We start from the raw sequence: 20,137 nt of genomic DNA on the forward strand, positions 1-20,137 counted from the left end.
TGGCAGAAGACCAGGCACCATTCGCAGCGTAAGCGTAAACCTCTATCGTGTGCTCCCCCTGAGACCACTGCCCAGCGTCAAGCTTCTTCCCCTTTATGTCAGAATAACTCCACCTTACACTCGTCCCCTCATACCACTTGTAACCATAGGAGGATCCGTCAATGTATATATACACATACCCTTCATTGCCCTCAACACACTCCTTGAACTCAACCGTCCCAGTTATGTCAAACTCACCCTCCACCTGACCAGGACTGTTGACGCTCACTCCAGGCGTATTATCAATAACAAAACTACCCGTGGCAGAAGACCAGGCACCATTCGCAGCGTAAGCGTAAACCTCTATCGTGTGCTCCCCCTGAGACCACTGCCCAGCGTCAAGCTTCTTCCCCTTTATGTCAGAATAACTCCACCTAACTCCACCCTACACTCGTCCCCTCGTACCACTTGTAACCATAGGGTGATCCGTCAATGAAAATCTGAACATAACCCTCTTCACCCCCAACATGTTCCTTGAACTCAACCGATCCTGTTATGTCAAACGCCCCCTCCACCTGGCCGAGACTGTTGACAATTAAAACCGGAGTATTGTCTATTTTGATGGTGACCGTGTCTGTGGCAGAAACCCCATGTGAATCAACCGCTACAGCTTTAAAGGTGTGTTCTCCCTGGCTTAATGCCCCACCGTCGATGATTGTCGACCAGGTGGCAGAACCGTTACCCGACGAACCACCTATTGCTGTATTCTCATGGTAAACCGTAAGGGACCCCAAATCGTTGGTCACACAATTTGGCGGTGTTTCATCGTCACACTCCTCATAAGCCGTAAATGAGCCAGATGCGTGAAGCGGAATAGCCCCTTCAGAGCCTCCAAGGGTTATCGATGCACTCGTGGACCACCCCCGGGACGGAAAAAACAGCAAAACAGCAAAAAGTAAAAAAATCACCAGCAATCCTTTTGCTCTCATCTCCCTTTCCCTTTTGGAGCCGGAACCTATCACCTTATTCTTTCGCTCACCTCGATACTTGCTTCCCAGCACTGAGTATAACCCCCGAATAGCAACGTAAGACGGATCCGCATCATGAAGAAAAACAATGTAGGGACTACGTCCGCCCCCGGGACTTTTCCGTCTCAGAAAAGTCCCTCTTTCTCCTCGAGACAAAAACGCAGGCAGGGGTAATCCTCTATAGGTCAAACAGAGAGAGCCCCCTTGCGAAACCTCCACGTCCAATCTTCCGTACCCGTCACGGCTGCGGCGTGACAAACCCGCCAAACAACCGGCGGACGGGCTGCGTCAGACTCAGATTTTAAAACTCAAGAAAAAACAAGATGTACAGGTAAAACAAGGTAAGACAAAAAAGAAAAGCAATCTTCTCGGTATGCCAAAAAACACGGCATGTGCTCCGAACGGCAACAAAGTACCGCTGTAGCAAACAGCACTAACCAGAAATAGAATAAAATGTCAAGTACTTTTTTAGCCATCATTATCCGTCCTGGATTGTTCATCGTGAAACACTTTCATCTCCTTCAGAGCCATCCTGAACACCCTATCTTCCAGCCGCCGGATCCGGACACCTGCTATCGTCTGAACTTTCCCGTTAAATGAATATTAAAACCCACGCGATTTGACTTGTGGGCCCTTTTCGGGTAAAAAGATTTCGCCTTATCGGTGTCCGAAATAGGATCATCTTCAGCCTCAAGCGAACTAATATCAGCGACACATCTCAGGCGTAACAGCCACTCTCAGACTCATGCTCCATCCACACCTCGAGAAGCAGAAACCGATATTTTTCAGGAAGAGGTCTGGGATTTTCTTACATTCCTGCCGGCTTGGGGCCAGGACGGACAGAAGCATCGGCGGAATCTGTCATCTCAAACTCTGGTGAGCTGCCTGATTTCCGGTTGGGCGAGGGGTTCTTTATCTGGCGGATCAAGGGCATGAAAGCGAAAGTGTCATGAATGAAAACGGCTGGAAAGTTCTGATCATTGATGATGAAGAAGGGATCCGCAAGGTCCTGGCCATCGCCCTCCAAGACCGCGGGTATGAGGTGATTACCGCCGGGGATGGTGAGACGGGACTCGGGTTATGTCGCAAGGAGTCGCCCCAAATCGTCATCACGGATGTGCGCATGCCTGGAATGGACGGAATCGAGGTCCTCAGGCAAGTCAAGGAGCAGGATCCGGACAAGGAAGTGATCGTGGTTACCGCCTTTGGGGAAATGGAAACCGCCATCCGGGCGCTCCGGCTCGGCGCATCTGACTTCATCCTCAAACCGATCGATGACGACGCTCTGTTCGTGGCCCTGGATCGTGCCAAGACCCGTGCCGGAATGCGCCGGGAACTGAAGGAGTATACCAGCCTGATCGAGACCCGCCTCATGGCCACGGCCGCGGAACTCGCCAAGACCTTCGATTTTCAACAAAACCTCATCGAAAGCTCCATAGACGGAATCATGGCATGTGACCGGGAAGGCCGGGTAGTCACATACAACCGAAGCATGGAGGTCATGACCGGATTCCCCAGAAAAGACGTGTTGGGCCGGATGCACTTCGAGCGCTTTTTCCCCGTCGGATCGGTAGAAACTCTCAAAGAGGCCGTCGATTCCGAGGAGTTCGGCGGCAGGAACCGCCTCTTCCTCTACGAGACTTCCCTCCTTACCCGGGACGGCAAAAAGGTGCCGGTCCAACTCTCCCTCACTCGACTCTTCCAGGATGGAGAAGAGGTCGGGTTTGTGGGTTTCTTCAGGGACCTGAGGGAAATCCGCAGGTTGGAGAGGCGATTCGCCGACCAGGCGCGCGTCCTCCACCAGCACAAGATGATGTCCCTGGGGAGGCTGGCCGCCAGTGTCGTGCACGAGATCAACAATCCTCTTGCCGGGATCCTGAACTACCTCCGGCTCATGCAGAAGATCCTGAATCGAGGCGCTCCCGGGCCGGAGCACCTTGATAAATTCAAGCAATACCTCTCACTTGTGGAGAGCGAAACCGACCGGTGCTCAAAGATCGTGTCCAATCTCCTGGCCTTCTCCCGTAAATCCAAGACGGAGTTTCGCACGGTCAACGTGAACGAGCTTTTGCAGAAATGCATCCTTCTGAGCGGGCATAAGCTGGCCCTTCAGAACATCGAACTCCGCACTGAGTTGTCTCCGGCAAATCCCTTGATCGAAGGGGATTTCAACCAGATCCAACAGTGCGTGATCAACCTCATTTTTAACGCGGTGGACGCCATGCCAGAGGGCGGGACCCTTACCATGAGCAGTTCTCTCGAACCGAGAGAAGGAATCGTGGAGATCCGGGTGGCCGATACGGGGCGGGGGATCCCACCGGAGGATCTCCCACACATCTTTGATCCTTTTTTCTCCACCAAGACAGAGGGAGAGGGTCTGGGGCTGGGCCTCTCGACCGTTTACGGAATCGTTGACAGGCACAAGGGAACGGTCCACGTAGAGAGCCGTCCCGGGATGGGAACCGTTTTCACGTTGAAGATCCCCGTATCCCTTCCGGAAGGAGCCGAAGGCCCACGGGCATGAAAGGCCGACGACCACTTCGGCCGGGGACAGCCTGTGGGTTCAAGGATTCAAGGGGCGAAAGGGTCGAGGCCTATTCCTCTTCTTTCGGGATCATCTCCTCCGGGATCTCCATGAGTTCTGAAATGACTTCCTTGTAATGGACTGCCTTGCACTTGAGATCGTACTCCTTGATGAGATCCCGGATCTGGTCGATACAGTTGTGGCATGGGACGAAGATCAGTTCCGCACCGGTCTCCCGGAGCTGCTCGGCCTTGACTCGGCCGGCCTTGAGCCGGTACTTCTTCATCTCGCCGCCCATGGGCATGGCCCCGCCCCCGCCGGCACAACAGAAATTGTAGTTTCCTTGGTTTTTTGGAAGGCGGAAATCCTCCGAAAGCATCTCGGCCAGGCGCCGGTTCTTCTCCGCAAGCCCGCCTCCCCGGATCACGTTGCAGGGGTCCTGTAGCGTCGTGGGAACCTTGACCTTTTCCCGAAGCTTGATACGGCCGTCCCTGATATAGTCATGAAAGAGTTCCACGGAGTGGACCACTTCCTGCTTGGGTTCATAACCCAGCCATGTAGGCGCTTCGAACCGAAGCGCTCGGTAAGCATGGCCTCATTCGGTTACGGCGACTTGCTGCACCCCCAGCTCATCCGCCCTCTTGAAGGTATTCTCCACCACCTTCCGGGCGGTCTCCATGTCGCCGCAGAACATTGCGAGGTTCGTATCATCCCAGCCTTCCTTGCTGGGAAGGGTCCAATCCTCTCCGGCCACATGGAAAATCTTGGCCACTTCCATGATGTCCTGTGGATAAAACTTGGGTTCCCGGGCATTCACGGTGTACATGATCTTAGCGCCCTTCTTGTCGATGGGGATTTTTAACCCCACGAGTTCATCCGCTGTCTCCTCCTCGCACCATTCCAGGGTATCCACCCAGTCCTCTTCGCTGACGGCCATCTGATTCCCCGTGGCCCGGTAATTCTCGATGGCGGCCTTCAAGCCCTCGGGAGCGATTCCCAGGGAAAACAGGAGGGAGCGTAACAGGCCGATCATCAGGGCGATATCGATGCCAAAGGGACAAAAAAGGGCGCACCGCCGGCAGAGATTACACTCATGGTAGACCGTATCATAGACCTTCTGTAAGTATTCCCGGTCAACCTTCCCCTTTTTCCTAAGAATATCCTTGAGAAAAGTCACCTTGTAGGCCGGGATCATCTTTGGATCCCTATCGTTGGCCAGGTAAAAGTGACATGTATCGGCACATAGGGCGCAGTGGGCGCATATATTGAGCCAGGTCTTGAACCGGGCGTTCATTCTCGGTTTCAAAAAGTCCATGATCTTTTTAGCGCTGATCTCCTCACTCATCGTTCGACTCCTTAACTCTGGATAGCTTGGATTCACAAATGGGTTCCGGTCACATGGAATAGCCTCGGCGGCCGAACTCGACAGCCGTCGCGCTCCTGGAAAAGAAAAAGAGGATGAAGTGGCTCAGCTTGGTAAAGGGAATCAGTATCAGCATCAGTTCCCCGGACAATATGTGGATAGTCCGGATATGATCCCCCAGAAAGCCCAGGTCGTCCAGGGTGCCATGCATCAGGAAATAGCCCGTCAGGAAGGGTAGCGCCGTTACGACAAGTACAAGGTAATCGGAAAAGGTGGTAAGGAGCCTGACATCGGGCAACAGGATCCTCCGCAGCAGGAAAAAAAGAGCAATGGCCAGTAGGATCAAGGTCAGGACATCGGCCAGACCATCAGGGATGGTAAGCCACGTCCACTCGAACCTGGATTCCTCCCAGAGGGTTACATGGCCGGCAAGCCAGATGGGGACCAGGATCAGGCAGACGTGAAAGACATATCCTGCGATGGTGAATACGGGATTCTTGGCCACGTCCTTGTTCAGGGGCAATATCCAGCGCCCTAAGGTGGCCAGGACGTACTTCAGGCTGAAGTATTGATATACAACCCTGTCCGCCTTACGGGCGAGGGATACCGTAAGGACCACCCGAACAACGGTTCCGATGATGAAAACAAGAAAGGCGAGCCACAACAAGGGACCTTCGACAAAGGAAGAAAAATCCATCGTCCTCTCCATCTCCTTTCATTATCTTTACCTCAACCTCATCAATTACGATTTCGACCGATGTACGGGATTGAAGTTAACTGGGATCCTGAGTTTATTTATGGATGGACACTAATTAATGCAGATTCGGGTAAAATTGACGATTTCAAAGGTTTTCAATGTATACGCTCGTATCCTCCTAGTCAACTATGAATTAGCGGACCCCTATCCATTCCGCAGGGTTAAAAAAAAGGATTGACGATCGCACGTCAATCCTTCTCTGCATGTAGTAGGTGCTCTAAGCAGGCTAATATTCGGAAGGCATGTCCTTAAGCTGAGCCAGGGAAAACACAGGACCGTCCTTGCAGACGTATTGATCTCCGATATTGCACCGGCCGCAGATCCCGATCCCACACTTCATGCGCATCTCGAGGGAGAGGATGATCCTTTCGGGAGGAAACCCAAGCCGCTCCAGCACGGGCTGGGTGAAGCGGATCATGACGGGCGGGCCGCACACGATGGCGATGGCATTCTCCGCGCTGGTGATCTTCTGTTCCGTAATGGCTGGGACGAAGCCGGTATTGTACTTCCAGTCCGGATCGTCCGTCGCGTCCACCGTGATATGCATATTGATGTCATCACGCCTTTCCCAGGCAGCCAGTTCTTCCTTGTAGAGCAGCATTCCGGGGTTCCTGGCCCCGTAAACAACCGTGATATCCTTAAATTTGTCACGGTTTTCCGGATCCAGCATGTACACGATGCTGGATCTCAGGGTCGTGAAGGCGAACCCTCCTCCTATGATCACCACGTTGCGGCCCTCCATCTCCTCCCAGGGATACCAGTTCCCCAAGGGGCCCCGGAGCCCCATGACGTCTCCAATCTTCATGTTATGGAGGTGCCGGGTCACCCGCCCCACCTTGTTGACCGTAAAGGTTACATGGCCTTTCTCCGTGGGAGAGGAGGCGATACCGATGGGAATTTCGCCCTCCCCGGCGATGGAGAGTTCAGCAAACTGGCCGGGAACATAAGCGAACTTCTTTTCGTCTCCTGGATCCAGGAACACGAGCTTGAAGGTCTTCAGGTTCCTGTCCTCGGTCTCCGTAATGATCTCTTCGATGCGAACCGGGTAGGGCAAGTATGGATTTTTCAAGGAAACACCCCCTGATCAACCAGATCCTCGATCCCGAAACCTTCACCGGGAAGGGAAAGCATATTATCCGGGCCCCGGGAGGTCCCGAAATCAGGAACCCTTTTCGAAATTATTCATGAGCACAAAGACGTCCCGGATGTCGATGTTCACGGGACAGAACTGTACACAACGCCCGCAGCCAGAACACTGGACGCCGCTGTCATACTTGTCCACATAGTATTTCAACTTGTGCATGAACCGCTGGCGGACCCTCTGAAACTTCTGTTCCCTCGGGTTGTGGCCCGACCCGTGGAGGGTAAAGAGTGGGAACATGCAGGAGTCCCAGTTTCGAATACGATCTCCCGCCTTTCCATAGACCTCGTCCTGGATATCAAAGCACCAGCAGGTAGGACAGAGATAGGTGCAGACCCCGCAGTTCAGGCACGCGAAGGCCAGGTCCTCCCAGAAGGGCGCCTCAAAAAGCTCGTTGATCACCTTTTCCTTGAGCCGGTCACTGGGAACGGTCGACTCCAGAGAAGATGTGACATCTTCGGCATGTTGCTCTGCTCTTTTCATCTCCTCTTCCGAGGCCTCCCTTCCTCCCGGAGCCCTTGCCAGTAGGGCCTCACCCTTGTCGGTAAGGCCCTTTGCGAGAAACACATCCCCCTGGTCGTAAAGCAAGACGTCCAGTCCCCTTTCACTGAAAGGGCCTCCCCCCACGGACGTGCAGAAACAGGTTCCGCAGGGCTCATTGCAACCCAGGCCCACAAGGGTTGTGGATTCATAACGCTGAACCCACCAGGGATCCCGGTACTCGGGGTTGTCAAAATTCCGCCTCACAATCTCAAAGGCATGGGCGTCACAGGGCCGGATTCCCATGACGGCACGGGGACCGAAATTCTTGGGGGATTCCTTTAAGATATTTGCCTCCGGGTCCCCCTCATTCAAGGAATATTCGAACATCCGCTCTGATTGAGGATAGACCACACCCTTAGCGGAAAGACGGGTGTTGTGGAAATCGAAATTAGGCCGTACGCCCTCTTCGAGGGATCTGAAACTATGGAAGTCCCCGTCCTTGACCGGAACGATGATCTCGTAGGCATCTTTCAGGGCCCAAAGGACCTCGTTCCATTCTCCCTTGGTGAACACCTTGGCACTCATTGCATGCATCCTTATGAAAACGGCGGATTCTGGGTAATGAAAATCCCGACGAAATTCCCTTTACCGGATGAAATCGTTGTAATCGTCCGGTCTATATACGTCCAGCGGGGGTCTTTGATCCAGCGTGAGACCCGCCTCCCAGCCGAAGAGATCCCGGGCATCCTTGTTGAGCTTCCGTGTGAACTGCCTGACGGGAATTCCGACCGGACAAACCCTCTCGCAGGCCCCGCAGTCCGTGCATCGCCCGGCACAATGGTAGGCCCGGAGGATATGAAAGGTGAAGGTATCGACGGGATCGATGCTCTTTCCCACCCACTGGGGCTGGGATTCATCGACAAAACACGTCGGACAATAGCAAAGGGGGCAGGCGTTCCGGCAGGCGTAGCACCGGATGCACCGGGAAAGCATCCTGGTGAAAAAACCCCACTTCTGCTCCGGGGCCATGGCTTCGATCTTCTCCACATCCCTGTAATCGGGAGTGGATTCCTGTTCTTCAACCGGATCGGCGATCATCTCATCGTAAATCACCGGGTTGTGATGAGTGCAGGTCGCGCAATTACGCTGGATGAACTTTTTCTTTTCAAAGGTCTCCTCGAAGCCCTCACCCTTGACGGTGAAAAAGTCGCCATGCTCCGTGAACTCACGGATTTCCCGTTGGTTGACCGCCCGTTTCACGGCCCGGTGATCGATCATTCCAGTGCAAGGGATCCCCACGATATAGAGCTGGTCCCGCCGGATCTGGTTCTCTACGATGTGGGTTACGATACTACGGGAATTACACCCGTTGGCCACGATCCCGATCTTCTCGGAGCGCTTGGTGAGGTAATTGCAAAGGTTCAACGCGCAGTTGCTGTCCCAATAAAGCTCCCCTACCCTGTCCGCATCCCGGATCACCACAGGCTCGTTAGTCATGGGGACCGTACCCTTTCTGTACCCGATGAACAGATCCACGGAGCCGTTTTCCAGTAACTTCTTGGCGATTTCCCGGATCCTCTTCCCGTATTCCAGCATCATGCCACCTCGGCCCTTCTCTTGATAAGGTACTTCGCCGGCCCTGCCTCCTTCACCGCTTGGACGACCTCCATGGCCACTTCCACGAACTTGGTGGCCTCTGCGGATGAAATCCAGGAAAAATGGAGCCTGCCCGGCTCAATTCCGACGTGTTCCAGCAGCCCCTTGAGCAGGGCGAATCGTCTACGCGCGTAATAATTACCCTCCAGGTAATGGCAGTCCCCGGGGTGTCACCCGGAAACCCATACCCCGTCGGCACCGTGGCGGAAGGCGGCCAGAATGAACTTGGGGCTGACCCGCGCCGAGCAGGGCACCCGGATCACCCGGATGTTGGAGGGATACTGGAAACGGCTCACGCCCGCCAGGTCGGCTGCACCGTAGCTGCACCAGTTGCACAGGAACGCCGTGATCTTCGGTTGCCAGTCGTTCATTTACTTCTCCTCTTGCCAAAAAGGGCGGATCCACACTCCGTAAAATCTGGAGCGGGGGGAATCGATTTCACATCTCATTGATCATGGCCATGATCTGTCCTTCCTCGAATCCCCTCAGGTTGATAGCCCCGGACCGGCAGGAGGCCACGCAAAGGCCGCATCCCTTGCAAAGTACCGGGTTGATCTCGGCCTTCCCGGCCATGGGACCCTCGGCCAGGAAGGAGGGGGCCGAGTATGGGCAGATGGACACGCATACCCCGCAACTGCTGCAGTCGGCCGGGTTCACGTAAGCCACCGTGCCGGAGGTCTTGACCTTCCGCTTGGCCAGCAGGGTCACGGCCCGGGAGGAAGCCGCCAGGGCCTGGGCCACGCTCTCATCGATGGGTTTAGGATAGTGGGCCAAGCCGCAGAGAAACACCCCGTCCGTCGAAAACTCCGAGGGTCCCAGCTTGGCATGGGCCTCCACGAAGAACCCGTCTTCGTTCATTGGGACCTTGAAGAACCGGGCCAGGTTCTCGTCCCGGTAAGGCACGACAGCGGTTGCCAGGGCCAGGAGATCAGCCCGGATCCCGATGGACTCCCTCAGGATGGGGTCCCAGACCTCGATTTCCAGGCCCTCGGGCGCCGGTGACACCCTGGGTTTGTTTTCCAGGGAATAGCGGATGAACATCACCCCTTCCATCCGGGCCTGCCGGTAAAGGTATTCCCTCTCGCCGTAAGAACGGATGTCGCGATAAAGGATATAGATATTCATTTCCGGGTTGAGCTTCTTCAAGTGCAGGGCACTCTCGATGGAGTGGGTACAGCAGACCCTGGAACAATAGGGCCTTTCAGGTTCCCTGGAGCCCACGCACTGGATGAAGACGGCCGTCTTGACATCCTTCAGGGATGGATCATCGGCCATGAACTTCCTGTCCAGGTCCAGGTGGGTAAGCACCCTCGGATCCTCTCCGTAGAGATACTCCCGGGGCCGGTATTCCGCCGCGCCGGTGGCGATCACCGCCACTCCGTGTTCCACCACCTCTTCCTTGTCTCCGGATCGGAGGGTGGACTTGAAGTTTCCGACAAATCCTTCCACGTCGGCCAACTCGGTCTTCAGGTACACATCGATGTTCGGGTCTGAGCGGACGGATTCCACGAGCCGATCCAGATTCTCCCGGATATCCTCGCCCTTCCAGGTCCTGAAAAGATTCAGGGCCTGCCCCCCGAGGGCTTCGGAACGCTCGATAAGGGAGACCCGGTAACCCTGACCCGAGAGGCTCTTGGCTGAGGTCATGCCCGAGATGCCGCCGCCGATCACCAGGGCCCTCTGGTTGATGTCCAGCTCCGCCTCCTGGAGGGGTTCCATGAGGGCGACCTTTGCAACGGCCATCCGGACCAGGTCCTTGGCCTTCAGGGTGGCCTCCTCGGGGTGGTCCTTGTGTACCCAGGAATCCTGGTTGCGGATGTTGGTCATCTCGAAGAGATACTTGTTGAGCCCGGCGTTGACGAGGGTCTCCTGGAACAGGGGTTCGTGGGTTTTGGGCGTGCAGGCGGCCACAACTATCCGGTTGAGGCCCTTTTCCCTGATCTCCCGGGCGATGATGTCCTGGGTATCCGTTGAGCAGGTAAAGAGATTGTCCGTCACGTATTCCACGAAAGGAAGGCTCTCGGCATAGTCACGGACCGCAGGGACGTCCACCACGCCGCCGATATTGATTCCGCAATGGCAGATGAACACCCCGATCCTGGGCCTCTCCCCCGCGACGTTTATCTCCTCCGGGACCTCAACCTCCCTGACGAGGGTATTCCTGGCGGGGCTCAGGAGGGCCCCTGCCTCGGCCGCAGCCGAACTGGCCTCGATGACGGACTGGGGGATGTCCTTAGGTCCCTGGAAAGCGCCGCAGACATAGATGCCTTCTCGGGAAGTGGCCACGGGCCGGAATGATCCTGTATCGCAAAACCGGCCCTCCGTGAGATCGATGCCGAGTTTACGGGCCAGATCCACTACCCCTGGGGAGGTCTCCAGCCCCACTGACAGCACCACCATGTCGAAGGGCTCCCGGACCACCTTCCCATTTTCGTCCACGTAAGGCACCACGAGTTCATCACGTCCCTCGACGGCGTCCACGGTGGGAACCCTGGAGCGTATGAAGCGGATGCCATGCTTGTTCCGGGCGTCCTCGTAATAACGTTCGAACTCCTTTCCGTGGGTCCGCATGTCCATGAAGAAGACGGCGCAATCCAGGTCGCTTCCCGCATGCTCCTTGGCGATGACCGCTTCTTTGACGGCGTACATGCAGCAAACGGACGAGCAGTATCCGTGGTCACACTTGTGGAGATCCCGGGAACCCACGCACTGGAGCCAGGCGATCTTTCTCGGCTCCTTCCCGTCCGAGGGGCGCTGGAGATGGCCCTGATAGGGCCCGGTGGCGCTCAGGATGCGCTCGAACTCCATGCTGGTCACCACGTTGGGATTCGCTGCATACTTGTAAGTTGTATAAAGGGAGGGATCAAAGGGCTTGAATCCCGGGGCAAGGACCACCGCCCCGACCTCGAGGGTCACGCGCTCTTCCTTCTCATCGAAATTGATGGCCCCGGTAGGACAAAATTTCTCGCAGGCCCGGCACTTTCCCTTGGTGAGGTAGATGCAGCTTTCGGGGTCAATAGCATACTTGAGGGGTACGGCCTGGGCGTACTCCACGTAGATCGCCTTGCGTTTGATCAACCCCTCGTTGAACAGGTCATCTACTTTCTTCGGACACTTCTCGGCACAGGTCCCGCAGGCGATACACTTCTCCATGTCCACGTACCGGGGGTGCCGGAGGACATCCACCCTGAAATTCCCGGGTTCGCCCTTGATGTCCGCAACCTCTGCCAGGGTCAGTAACTCGATGTTCAGATGCCGGCCGACCTCGACCAGTTTAGGCGAGATAATTCACATGGCACAGTCATTGGTGGGAAATGTCTTGTCCAGTTGGGCCATGGCCCCACCAATGGAAGCGCTCCTTTCCAGAAGGTAGACATAGTATCCGGAATTGGCTGCATCAAGAGCACACTGCATCCCGGCGATCCCGCCGCCCACGATCAGCACCGATCCTCTGACCTCGTCAGGCATGTTTTGTTTCTCCTCAGGAATCAAGTAGTGTCCATCAATAAACGGCCATTTCCCCAGTCTCTTGTGAGCCTGGAAGAAATGCCTGATTTATGGATGGACACCAATTAGGGAATTTCCAAAAAAATCGACCGGATTGTAACTATATTGTAGCCACATTTCAACCAAAAAAGCGGAGGCATATTAACAAACCTTTTTCGGGTTGACAAAACCTGACTATTGTTTAATTTATGACCAATAGTCATTTATTGACTGAAAGTCAGAAGAAAAGAGCCGCCATGGGAATCAGGGAACGAAAGGAAAGGGAAAAGAAAGCGAGACGCCGGGCCATCCTGGAGGCCGCCAAGGCGGTCTTCTTCGAGCGGGGTTTCATGGGGAGCACCATGGACCAGATCGCGAAGAAGGCCGAGATCAGCAAAGGCACCCTGTACCTCTATTTCCCGGGCAAAGAAGAGCTTTACGTTTCCATCCTCCTGGAGGGGCTGGAGCTGCTGCATGCCCGGTTCAAGGAGGCCGTCAAGGGGGCAGTAACCTGGGAAGACCAACTCCGGAGGATCGGCCGGGCCTATTACCGCTTCTACCTGGAACACAGGCCCTATTTCAAGATCCTCTTCCTCCTTCATCACGGAGAACTGGCCTCATCCGTGTCCCAGGATCTCTTCCTCCAGTGTGACCGGCAGGGCATGGCCTGTCTCGAATACGTCGCAGAGGCCATTCGGGAAGGCATCAGTAAAGGGGCCCTCGTGGATCAGGATCCCATGGATCTGGCCCTCCTTACCTGGGGCTCCTTCAATGGGATCGTTCTGCTCCTGGAAGAGGAAGAACACAGGAAATTTTTTCAAAGTCCCCCGGACCAGGTGATTCAAGCCGGCATGGAATTGATCCTGAGGGGGTTGAGGAAGGGAACCTAGGGGATGCAATTTAATCGTTCCTTGAGCCTTGCCTTGCTCCTTTGCCTTGCAGCCTGCAACCAGGGTGGGGAAAAAGTCGGGCCCGAACAAGAAAACCGAAGGGTTGCAGCGAAGATCATGGAGGTGCGGCCGAGCACGCGGAACCGACTCATCCACCTGGTCGGCATCCTTGAGGCCAACCGGGAGGCGAAGGTGGGGTTCAAGATCGGCGGAAAAATCAAGGCCCTCCTTTTCGATGAAGGAGCGCGGGTCGAACGGGGGGCACCGATGGGCCGGCTCGAGAGGGCTGAACTCCTTGCCAGGCGCAGAAAGGCCCTGGAGCAGCGGAACAAGGCCAAAAGGAACCTCGACCGGATGGAACGCCTTTATCGGCAGAAAAGCGTCCCAAAGGCAGCCCTTCAGGATGCCCGCTCCGCGCTCATCGCCATTGAGGCCGAAGTGGATATCGTGGAAGATCTCCTTAAAAACACCGTCGTCCACGCCCCCTTTTCCGGGCTGGTGACCCGGAAGCTGGCCGAGGTGGGTGAAGTGGTCCCTGCGGGGGGCCCTATCGCGATCCTTGCCGAAACTGACCCTATTTTACTCAAGGCCGCGGTGTCAGACACCCTGATCCCCCGCATTCATAAAGGGCAGTCCGCCCGGATCCGGGCCGACTGCGCCCCCGGAACCCTGTTCAAGGGCCGCGTTCTGCGACTCGAACCCCTTGCCGATCCCCTCTCCAGAACCCTAAGGGTCGTCATCCGATTGGACAACCCCGGCGGCAAACTCCGGCCCGGTCTCGTGGCCCGGGTTGAAATCCCGGAAGGGGTAAAGGCCCCGGCCCTGTGGGTGCCCCTGGATGCCCTCTTCGATCTCGGCTCCGCCCCCTACCTTTTCGTGGTAAAGAACGGAAAGGCGCTGAAACGCTCGGTTCGGACCGGTGATATCACAGGCCCGGAGGTGGAAATCCTGGAAGGCCTTTCGCCGGGCGATCAGGTGGTCATCGCGGGCGGGGAATACCTGAGCGACGGGCAAAAGGTCCTCCTGGTGCAAAGAGGAAGGGTACCCAGGTGAAACTCGTCCAATCTGCCATTCGTCGATATCGCTTGACCACCTTGGGAATCCTCCTGCTCCTGGTGATGGGGATCCTTTCCTACCTCCTTATCCCCCGCCGGGAGGATCCACTCATCAGCGCCCCCGGGGCCACGATCCTGGTGCATTATCCGGGCGCCGGCCCCAGGGACATAGAGCGGCATGTCTCCATTCCCCTCGAGGACAAGATCAACGAAATCGAGGCGGTGGATAAAATCATCTCTACATCTTCCCAGGGAAACGCCCTGATCATCATCCGGTTCGAGGCCGACTCGGACATCGACAAGGACATCCAGGAACTCCGGGAAAAAGTGCGGGAGGCCGAGGCGGAACTCCCCGAGGAGGCCCTTGATCCGGAGATCATCCGCTGGAAGACTGAGACCGTTTCCCTCATCGTCAACCTGAGCGGTCCTTCCGACTATACTGAACTCTACCGACAGGCCAAGTTCATCCGGCGGGATCTGGAAAAAATCCCTCAGGTTAAAAGTGTTTACATCGAGGGGGAACAAGAAAGGCAAGTCCGCGTGGAGATCGACGAAGAGCGCCTTTCCCAGTATGGTTTCTCCCTGGAGGACGTCATCGGGGCGCTCAAGAGTGAAAACGTAGATCTTCCCGGGGGCTCCATGGACATCGGGAGCAGGAGGTTTCTCGTCAGGACCGAAAAAGAATTCTCCGGGGTCCGGGAGATCGGAGAAACGGTCGTGGGGGCCTACCGGGGAAGGCCCGTGCTCCTGCGTGATCTCGCAGTGGTGAAGGACACCCTTGAGCGACCCGAATTCATGGTCCGGTTCAACGGGCGCAAGGGCATCAATATCCTCGTCACCCAGAAACCCCGTGCCAACATGCTCCAGGCTTCCCGGGAGATCCGAAAACACCTCCACATCCTCTCCCGCTCCCTCCCTCCCGGCCTCAAGGTGCAGGTATTCGCCGATCAGGCCCTCTCGGTCTCCCACCGAATCAAGGACTTCCGCAACAACCTGCTGATGGGGGCGGGTTTGGTGATCCTCCTTACCGTGTTTCTCATGAACGCACGCATGGCCTTCATCGTGGCCTTTTTGCTCCCCCTCTCCATCGCCTTCGCCCTGATCAACCTTTTCCTGGAGGGACATACCCTCAATCAAATCACCCTTGCTGCCATGGTGATCGTCCTTGGGATGCTCGTGGACAACGGGATCGTTGTGGTTGAAAACATCCAGCGCCACTTGAGCCTGGGAAAGGGCCGCTGGGAAGCCGCCATAGACGGCAGCGGCGAAGTTCTCGGGGCCATCACCTCCTCGACCCTGACCACGGTACTCGCTTTCGCACCCCTTCTCTTCATGACCGGGGAAACAGGCCAATTCATCCGGGGGCTCCCCCTCACAATGATCTTCGCCCTCTTCGGATCCCTCCTGGTGGCCGTCTTTGTCTCGCCCCTCATGAGCCACCGGTTCCTCAAGGCAAACGGTGCCCCTGAAGAGGGGGGCGGCTCCAGTCTGATCCTTAAGGGTTACCAGGCCGTCCTCCGCTGGGCCCTCTCTCACAAGGTCCTAGTCTCGCTCCTCGCCCTGGCCGCCTTTCTGGCCTCTCTTTACTTCATCCCAAAGCTGGGACTCCAGTTCTTCCCCAAGGCCGAGAAGGATCTCTTCGTGATCGAGGCGGAACTCCCCGTTGGGACCAACTTTGACACCACCCTGAACCTGGCCCGGGACATTGAGAAGATCCTCCTGTCCAAAAAGGAGATCAAGGAGGTCATGACCCACATCGGCGGCGTGGGCCCCCGCATCTATTACAACATCAATTTCTTCCGCACCAAGACGCCTAACAGGGCCCAGTTCTTCGTAACCATCAACAGGGAAATCCCGGGGATCACCGCGGCCGGGGTGATTCGGGAACTCAGGAAGGAATTGGACCGACTGCCCGGTGTTCGAATCGACCTCAAGGAACTGGAACAGGGTCCGCCGGTGGGGGCCCCGGTGGCCGTAAAGATCAAGGGCGATAACCTCGAAATCCTGAAAACTCTGGCAGCGGAGTATAAGTCCCGGCTCTCGACCATACCCGGAGCGGTGGACGTGAGGGACGATGCCGCACGCTCCGTTCCCCAACTCAAGGTCACCGTGGATTCGGAAAAGGCACGCCTCCTGGGAATCACCAACGCCGTGATCGCCCGGAGTCTGCGGACGGCGATTTACGGGACCACCGCCACCAGTTTCCGCCAGGAGGACGAGGAGGTGGAGGTTGTAGTGTCTCTGGGGGAGTTTTCCCGGAACGATCCCGGCCTCTTCGATAAAATCCACTTAAAATCCCTCTTCGGGCCGAAGATTCCATTCCGGCAGGTCGCCGATGTCAGGTTCGTGGACGATATCGGATCCATCACCCGGGAAGACCGAACCCGCACCGTGACGGTCCGAAGCGAGGTGCAAGGCACTCTCCCGGAAACAATCGTCAAGGAACTCAAGGCCCGGACCGCCTCCATCAAGATCCCCCCGGGATACCTGGTATCCTATGAAGGAGAAACCAAGGAGCGCACCGAATCCTTCGTGAGCCTGGGGTGGTCCATGGTCGCCGCATTCCTGCTGGTCTACATCGTCCTGGTGGCCCAGTTCAACTCTTACAGGCAGCCCTTCATCATCGCCTTCTCTCTCCCCTTCGGGCTGGTGGGGGCGGTCCTTGGGCTGTGGATCACCGGATATCCCTTCGGATTCATGGCCTTCCTGGGGGTGGTGAGCCTTACGGGGATCGTGGTCAACGACGCCATCGTGCTCATGGATTTCATCAATGTGCTCAGGAAGGAAAAAAACACCCGGGATGCGATCCTGGAGGCGGGGAAACTCCGTTTCCGGCCCGTGATGCTCACCACTATTTCCACTGTGGGAGGACTTCTACCCTTGGCGCTGCGCGGGGGGAGCCTCTGGGGACCCATGGGAAACGTGATTATTTTCGGCCTCTCCATGGCGACCCTCCTCACCCTCCTGCTCATTCCCGTTGCCTACGAGGCCCTGGAGGGCAAGGGCCGCCGGCCCACTACCTCTTTTTGAAGGCCCTGGCGAACGGATTATTGAAGGGGCCGGGGGTTCGCTTGCCACGCTCCTTTTCGGACCCACCCTTTCTCTTGCGGCTACCCCGGGGGTCCTTTTCATCCCTTTTCCGCCCCTCCGCCGGGTTCTCCCTCATGGACAAAGCTATACGATTCCTCTCCGGATCCACTTCCAGCACGGTCACTTCCACCCTTTGATTGACCCGCACCACCTCGCCGGGGTCTTTTACGTAACGCTCGGCGAGCTGGCTTATATGGACTAGGCCGTCCTGATGAACGCCGATGTCCACGAAGGCGCCGAAGGCCGTGACGTTCGTGACGATGCCCGAAAGGCGCATCCCCGGGCGAAGGTCCTCGATATGCTCGACACCCTCGGCGAATTTCACGTTCTCGAAGCGTTTTCGAGGGTCCCGCCCGGGCTTGGCCAATTCCTGCATGATATCCTTCAAGGTGGGCAGCCCCACCTTGTCTGTCACGTACCTGGAAAGATCGATCCGTTCCCGGAGGGTCCCATCCTTCATGAGGTCCCGCACCTCGCACCCCAGGTCCCGGGCCATCCTCTCCACGATCGGGTAGGATTCCGGATGAACGGCGCTGCCGTCCAGGGGATTCTCGCCGTCCCTGATCCGAAGAAAGCCCGCCGCCTGTTCGAAGGCCTTGGGACCCAGCCGTTTCACTTTCTTCAGTTCTTCCCTGGAGGCCAGAGGGCCGTTTTCGTTCCTGAAGGCGATGATATTACTCGCCAACTGCGGGCCCAGCCCCGACACATAAGTCAGGAGTTGTTCGCTGGCCGTGTTTACTTCCACCCCCACGGCATTGACACAGCTCGTGACCACGTCGTCAAGCCGCGCCCTGAGATCGTGCTGGTTCACGTCATGCTGGTATTGCCCCACCCCGATGGACTTGGGATCGATCTTCACCAGTTCGGCCAGGGGATCCATCAGGCGCCTGCCGATGGATACCGCCCCCCGGTAGGAGACGTCCAGATCGGGGAATTCCCGCCGGGCGGCCTCCGACGCTGAGTAGACCGAAGCCCCGCTCTCGTTAACCATGATGACCGGGATATCGTCCGGGAGACCCAGTTCTCTTACAAAGGACTCCGTCTCCCTGCCCGCCGTGCCGTTTCCGACTGCCACGGCCTCTGCCCGGTATTGCCGGCATAGGGTCTTGAAGATTTCCCCGGCACGGGCCCTTTCCCTCTCGGACCTGAAGGGATAGATCGTCTCGGTGTGCAGCAGTTTTCCCTGCCGGTCAAGGCACGCCACCTTGCATCCCGTTCGGATCCCGGGATCGACCGCCACGATGTTCTTCCGCCCCAGGGGCGGAGCCAAGAGCAATTCCCGGAGGTTTTCCGCAAAGACCTTTATCGCCTCCGCGTCGGCACGCCGCTTGGTCTCCAGCCGAATCTCCGTCTCCATGGAATAGGAAAGCAAACGCTTGTACCCGTCCCGCACCGCCTCCCTGACCTGTTCGGAAGCCGGGCCCTTTCCCTTTACAAACAACTCTTCCAGGAGATCCAAGGCCTCTTCCTCCGGCGGACGCAGGGTAAGATCCAGGATACCCTCCCGCTCACCCCTGCGCATGGCCAGGATCCGGTGAGAAGGGGCCCCGGCGATCGGTTCCTCCCAGTCGAAGTAGTCCCTGTACTTGGCTCCTTCTTCCTCCTTTCCCGCAACCACCCGCGACTTGAATGTCCCCTTTTCGGTGAACAGGCGCCGCATCATCCTTCTGGCCTCCTGGTCTTCGTTCACCCACTCCGCGATGATATCCCGGGCGCCGGCTAGGGCCTCCTCGACGTTCTGAACGCCCTTATCATCCGCCACGTATCGCTTGGCCTCTTCCGGGGGATCCGTCGACTCATCCTGCTCAAAGAGAAGTCTGGCCAGGGGTTCAAGACCCTTTTCCCTGGCGATAACGGCCCTTGTGCGCCGCTTGGGACGGAAGGGGAGATAGATGTCCTCCAGGACGGTCATGGTCTCAGCGGCCAGGATCTTCTTCTCCAGCTCTTCCGTGAGGATCTCTCTTTCTTTCAGGGAATTCAAAATGCTTTCCCGGCGCTTGTCGAGCTCACTCAGTTGGTTGAGACGATCACGAATCGTTAGAATGGCCACCTCGTCCAGGTTGCCCGTAACCTCCTTGCGGTACCTTGCAATGAAGGGCACCGTGGCCCCCTCTTCCAGAAGCACTCCAGTAGCCCGCACCTGGCGGGGTTCGAGGTCCAGTTCTTCTGCAATTTTCTTAATGTGTTCTTCTTTCATGTTCTCTGATTTTCAACTCCTTCAAGACAAATTCTGCCGCCAGAGCGGCGGCACCGATTGCTTCCATACCCAAGATACAAATCCCGGGAATCCCGATACCCTTCCTTTCTTCTTTCTACCAGGAGACCCATAAAAAACGCCCCTTTTGCCCAATCTTCCGCCCTTCTCACAGCTACGGCGTGACAAGCTTGCCCGGGGAATCTCTGGAGCAAGGGTTTCACCAGAAAACCACTGCTCGCTCCACGGGAAAAGGGGCCATCGGTCCTTGCTTGAGCCATCCTTCCATAGGATAGCCCCCCTTGGCCTGCCCGCCTCTGGCGTGGCTTGTCCGGGGAATCTCCAGAGCAAGTATTTCGCCTAAAAAACCATTGCCTGCACCACCGGAAAAGGGGCATGGGGATCTTTTCGGAAGTGACCTGTCGGGAGGCCTGCCAGACAGCAGCAGGTAAACCTTCGTTATTTCAGGGGGTTAGGGATGGGGGAAACCC

14 protein-coding genes are annotated in these 20,137 nt (G+C 56.8%); 4 read left to right on the plus strand and 10 right to left on the minus strand.

The window, feature by feature from the left end; translation table 11 throughout:
- Window positions 1-413 precede the first annotated feature (413 nt).
- Window positions 414-1,040: a hypothetical protein gene (locus JRF57_10685; protein ID MBW2304164.1), complete on the minus strand. Its 627-nt coding sequence runs from the start codon at window positions 1,038-1,040 to the stop codon at window positions 414-416.
- Window positions 1,041-1,956: 916 nt separating this feature from the next.
- Here JRF57_10685 and JRF57_10690 point away from each other — a divergent pair.
- On the plus strand, window positions 1,957-3,531 hold the full coding sequence (locus JRF57_10690) for a response regulator (GenBank protein MBW2304165.1): 1,575 nt from the start codon (window positions 1,957-1,959) through the stop codon (window positions 3,529-3,531).
- 70 nt (window positions 3,532-3,601) lie between these two features.
- On the opposite strand, the gene JRF57_10695 is transcribed toward JRF57_10690, so the two are convergent.
- The 8 genes from JRF57_10695 to JRF57_10730 form a co-directional block, all read right to left on the minus strand.
- Window positions 3,602-4,048 (minus strand): (Fe-S)-binding protein, encoded by a 447-nt coding sequence (locus JRF57_10695; GenBank protein ID MBW2304166.1) that lies wholly within the window; start codon window positions 4,046-4,048, stop codon window positions 3,602-3,604.
- Window positions 4,049-4,126: 78 nt separating this feature from the next.
- On the minus strand, window positions 4,127-4,876 hold the full coding sequence (locus tag JRF57_10700) for a (Fe-S)-binding protein (protein ID MBW2304167.1): 750 nt from the start codon (window positions 4,874-4,876) through the stop codon (window positions 4,127-4,129).
- Window positions 4,877-4,925: 49 nt separating this feature from the next.
- Window positions 4,926-5,591: a nitrate reductase gene (locus tag JRF57_10705; protein MBW2304168.1), complete on the minus strand. Its 666-nt coding sequence runs from the start codon at window positions 5,589-5,591 to the stop codon at window positions 4,926-4,928.
- Between the two features lie 286 nt (window positions 5,592-5,877).
- Window positions 5,878-6,720 carry an FAD/NAD(P)-binding protein gene (locus tag JRF57_10710; GenBank protein ID MBW2304169.1) on the minus strand — a complete coding sequence of 281 codons (843 nt, stop codon included), beginning with the start codon at window positions 6,718-6,720 and terminating at the stop codon, window positions 5,878-5,880.
- A 90-nt stretch (window positions 6,721-6,810) separates the two neighbouring features.
- Window positions 6,811-7,860 carry a 4Fe-4S dicluster domain-containing protein gene (locus JRF57_10715; protein MBW2304170.1) on the minus strand — a complete coding sequence of 350 codons (1,050 nt, stop codon included), beginning with the start codon at window positions 7,858-7,860 and terminating at the stop codon, window positions 6,811-6,813.
- Between the two features lie 60 nt (window positions 7,861-7,920).
- Entirely contained in the window at window positions 7,921-8,871 is a 951-nt protein-coding gene (locus JRF57_10720) for a 4Fe-4S dicluster domain-containing protein (GenBank protein MBW2304171.1), read from the minus strand.
- Complete coding sequence (locus tag JRF57_10725) at window positions 8,871-9,302, minus strand: hydrogenase iron-sulfur subunit (protein MBW2304172.1); 432 nt, start codon at window positions 9,300-9,302, stop codon at window positions 8,871-8,873. Before JRF57_10725 ends, JRF57_10720 begins: the two co-directional genes overlap by 1 nt.
- A gap of 67 nt (window positions 9,303-9,369) precedes the next feature.
- Window positions 9,370-12,399, minus strand: a complete 3,030-nt coding sequence (locus JRF57_10730; protein ID MBW2304173.1) for a CoB--CoM heterodisulfide reductase iron-sulfur subunit A family protein — start codon at window positions 12,397-12,399, stop codon at window positions 9,370-9,372.
- Between the two features lie 275 nt (window positions 12,400-12,674).
- Here JRF57_10730 and JRF57_10735 point away from each other — a divergent pair, with 275 nt between their 5' ends.
- From JRF57_10735 to JRF57_10745, 3 genes are read left to right on the plus strand one after another with little or no spacing between them, the layout of a single operon-like run.
- Complete coding sequence (locus JRF57_10735) at window positions 12,675-13,307, plus strand: TetR/AcrR family transcriptional regulator (protein ID MBW2304174.1); 633 nt, start codon at window positions 12,675-12,677, stop codon at window positions 13,305-13,307.
- Between the two features lie 3 nt (window positions 13,308-13,310).
- Window positions 13,311-14,360 carry an efflux RND transporter periplasmic adaptor subunit gene (locus tag JRF57_10740; GenBank protein ID MBW2304175.1) on the plus strand — a complete coding sequence of 350 codons (1,050 nt, stop codon included), beginning with the start codon at window positions 13,311-13,313 and terminating at the stop codon, window positions 14,358-14,360.
- Window positions 14,357-17,392 (plus strand): efflux RND transporter permease subunit, encoded by a 3,036-nt coding sequence (locus JRF57_10745; GenBank protein MBW2304176.1) that lies wholly within the window; start codon window positions 14,357-14,359, stop codon window positions 17,390-17,392. The genes JRF57_10740 and JRF57_10745 overlap by 4 nt, the downstream gene beginning before the upstream one ends.
- Here JRF57_10745 and JRF57_10750 read toward each other — a convergent pair.
- Complete coding sequence (locus JRF57_10750) at window positions 17,379-19,649, minus strand: RNA-binding transcriptional accessory protein (GenBank protein ID MBW2304177.1); 2,271 nt, start codon at window positions 19,647-19,649, stop codon at window positions 17,379-17,381. The genes JRF57_10745 and JRF57_10750 overlap by 14 nt on opposite strands.
- Window positions 19,650-20,137: the final 488 nt, after the last annotated feature.

This window comes from Deltaproteobacteria bacterium (assembly GCA_019310525.1).
Taxonomy (GTDB): Bacteria; Desulfobacterota; DSM-4660; order Desulfatiglandales; family HGW-15; genus JAFDEE01.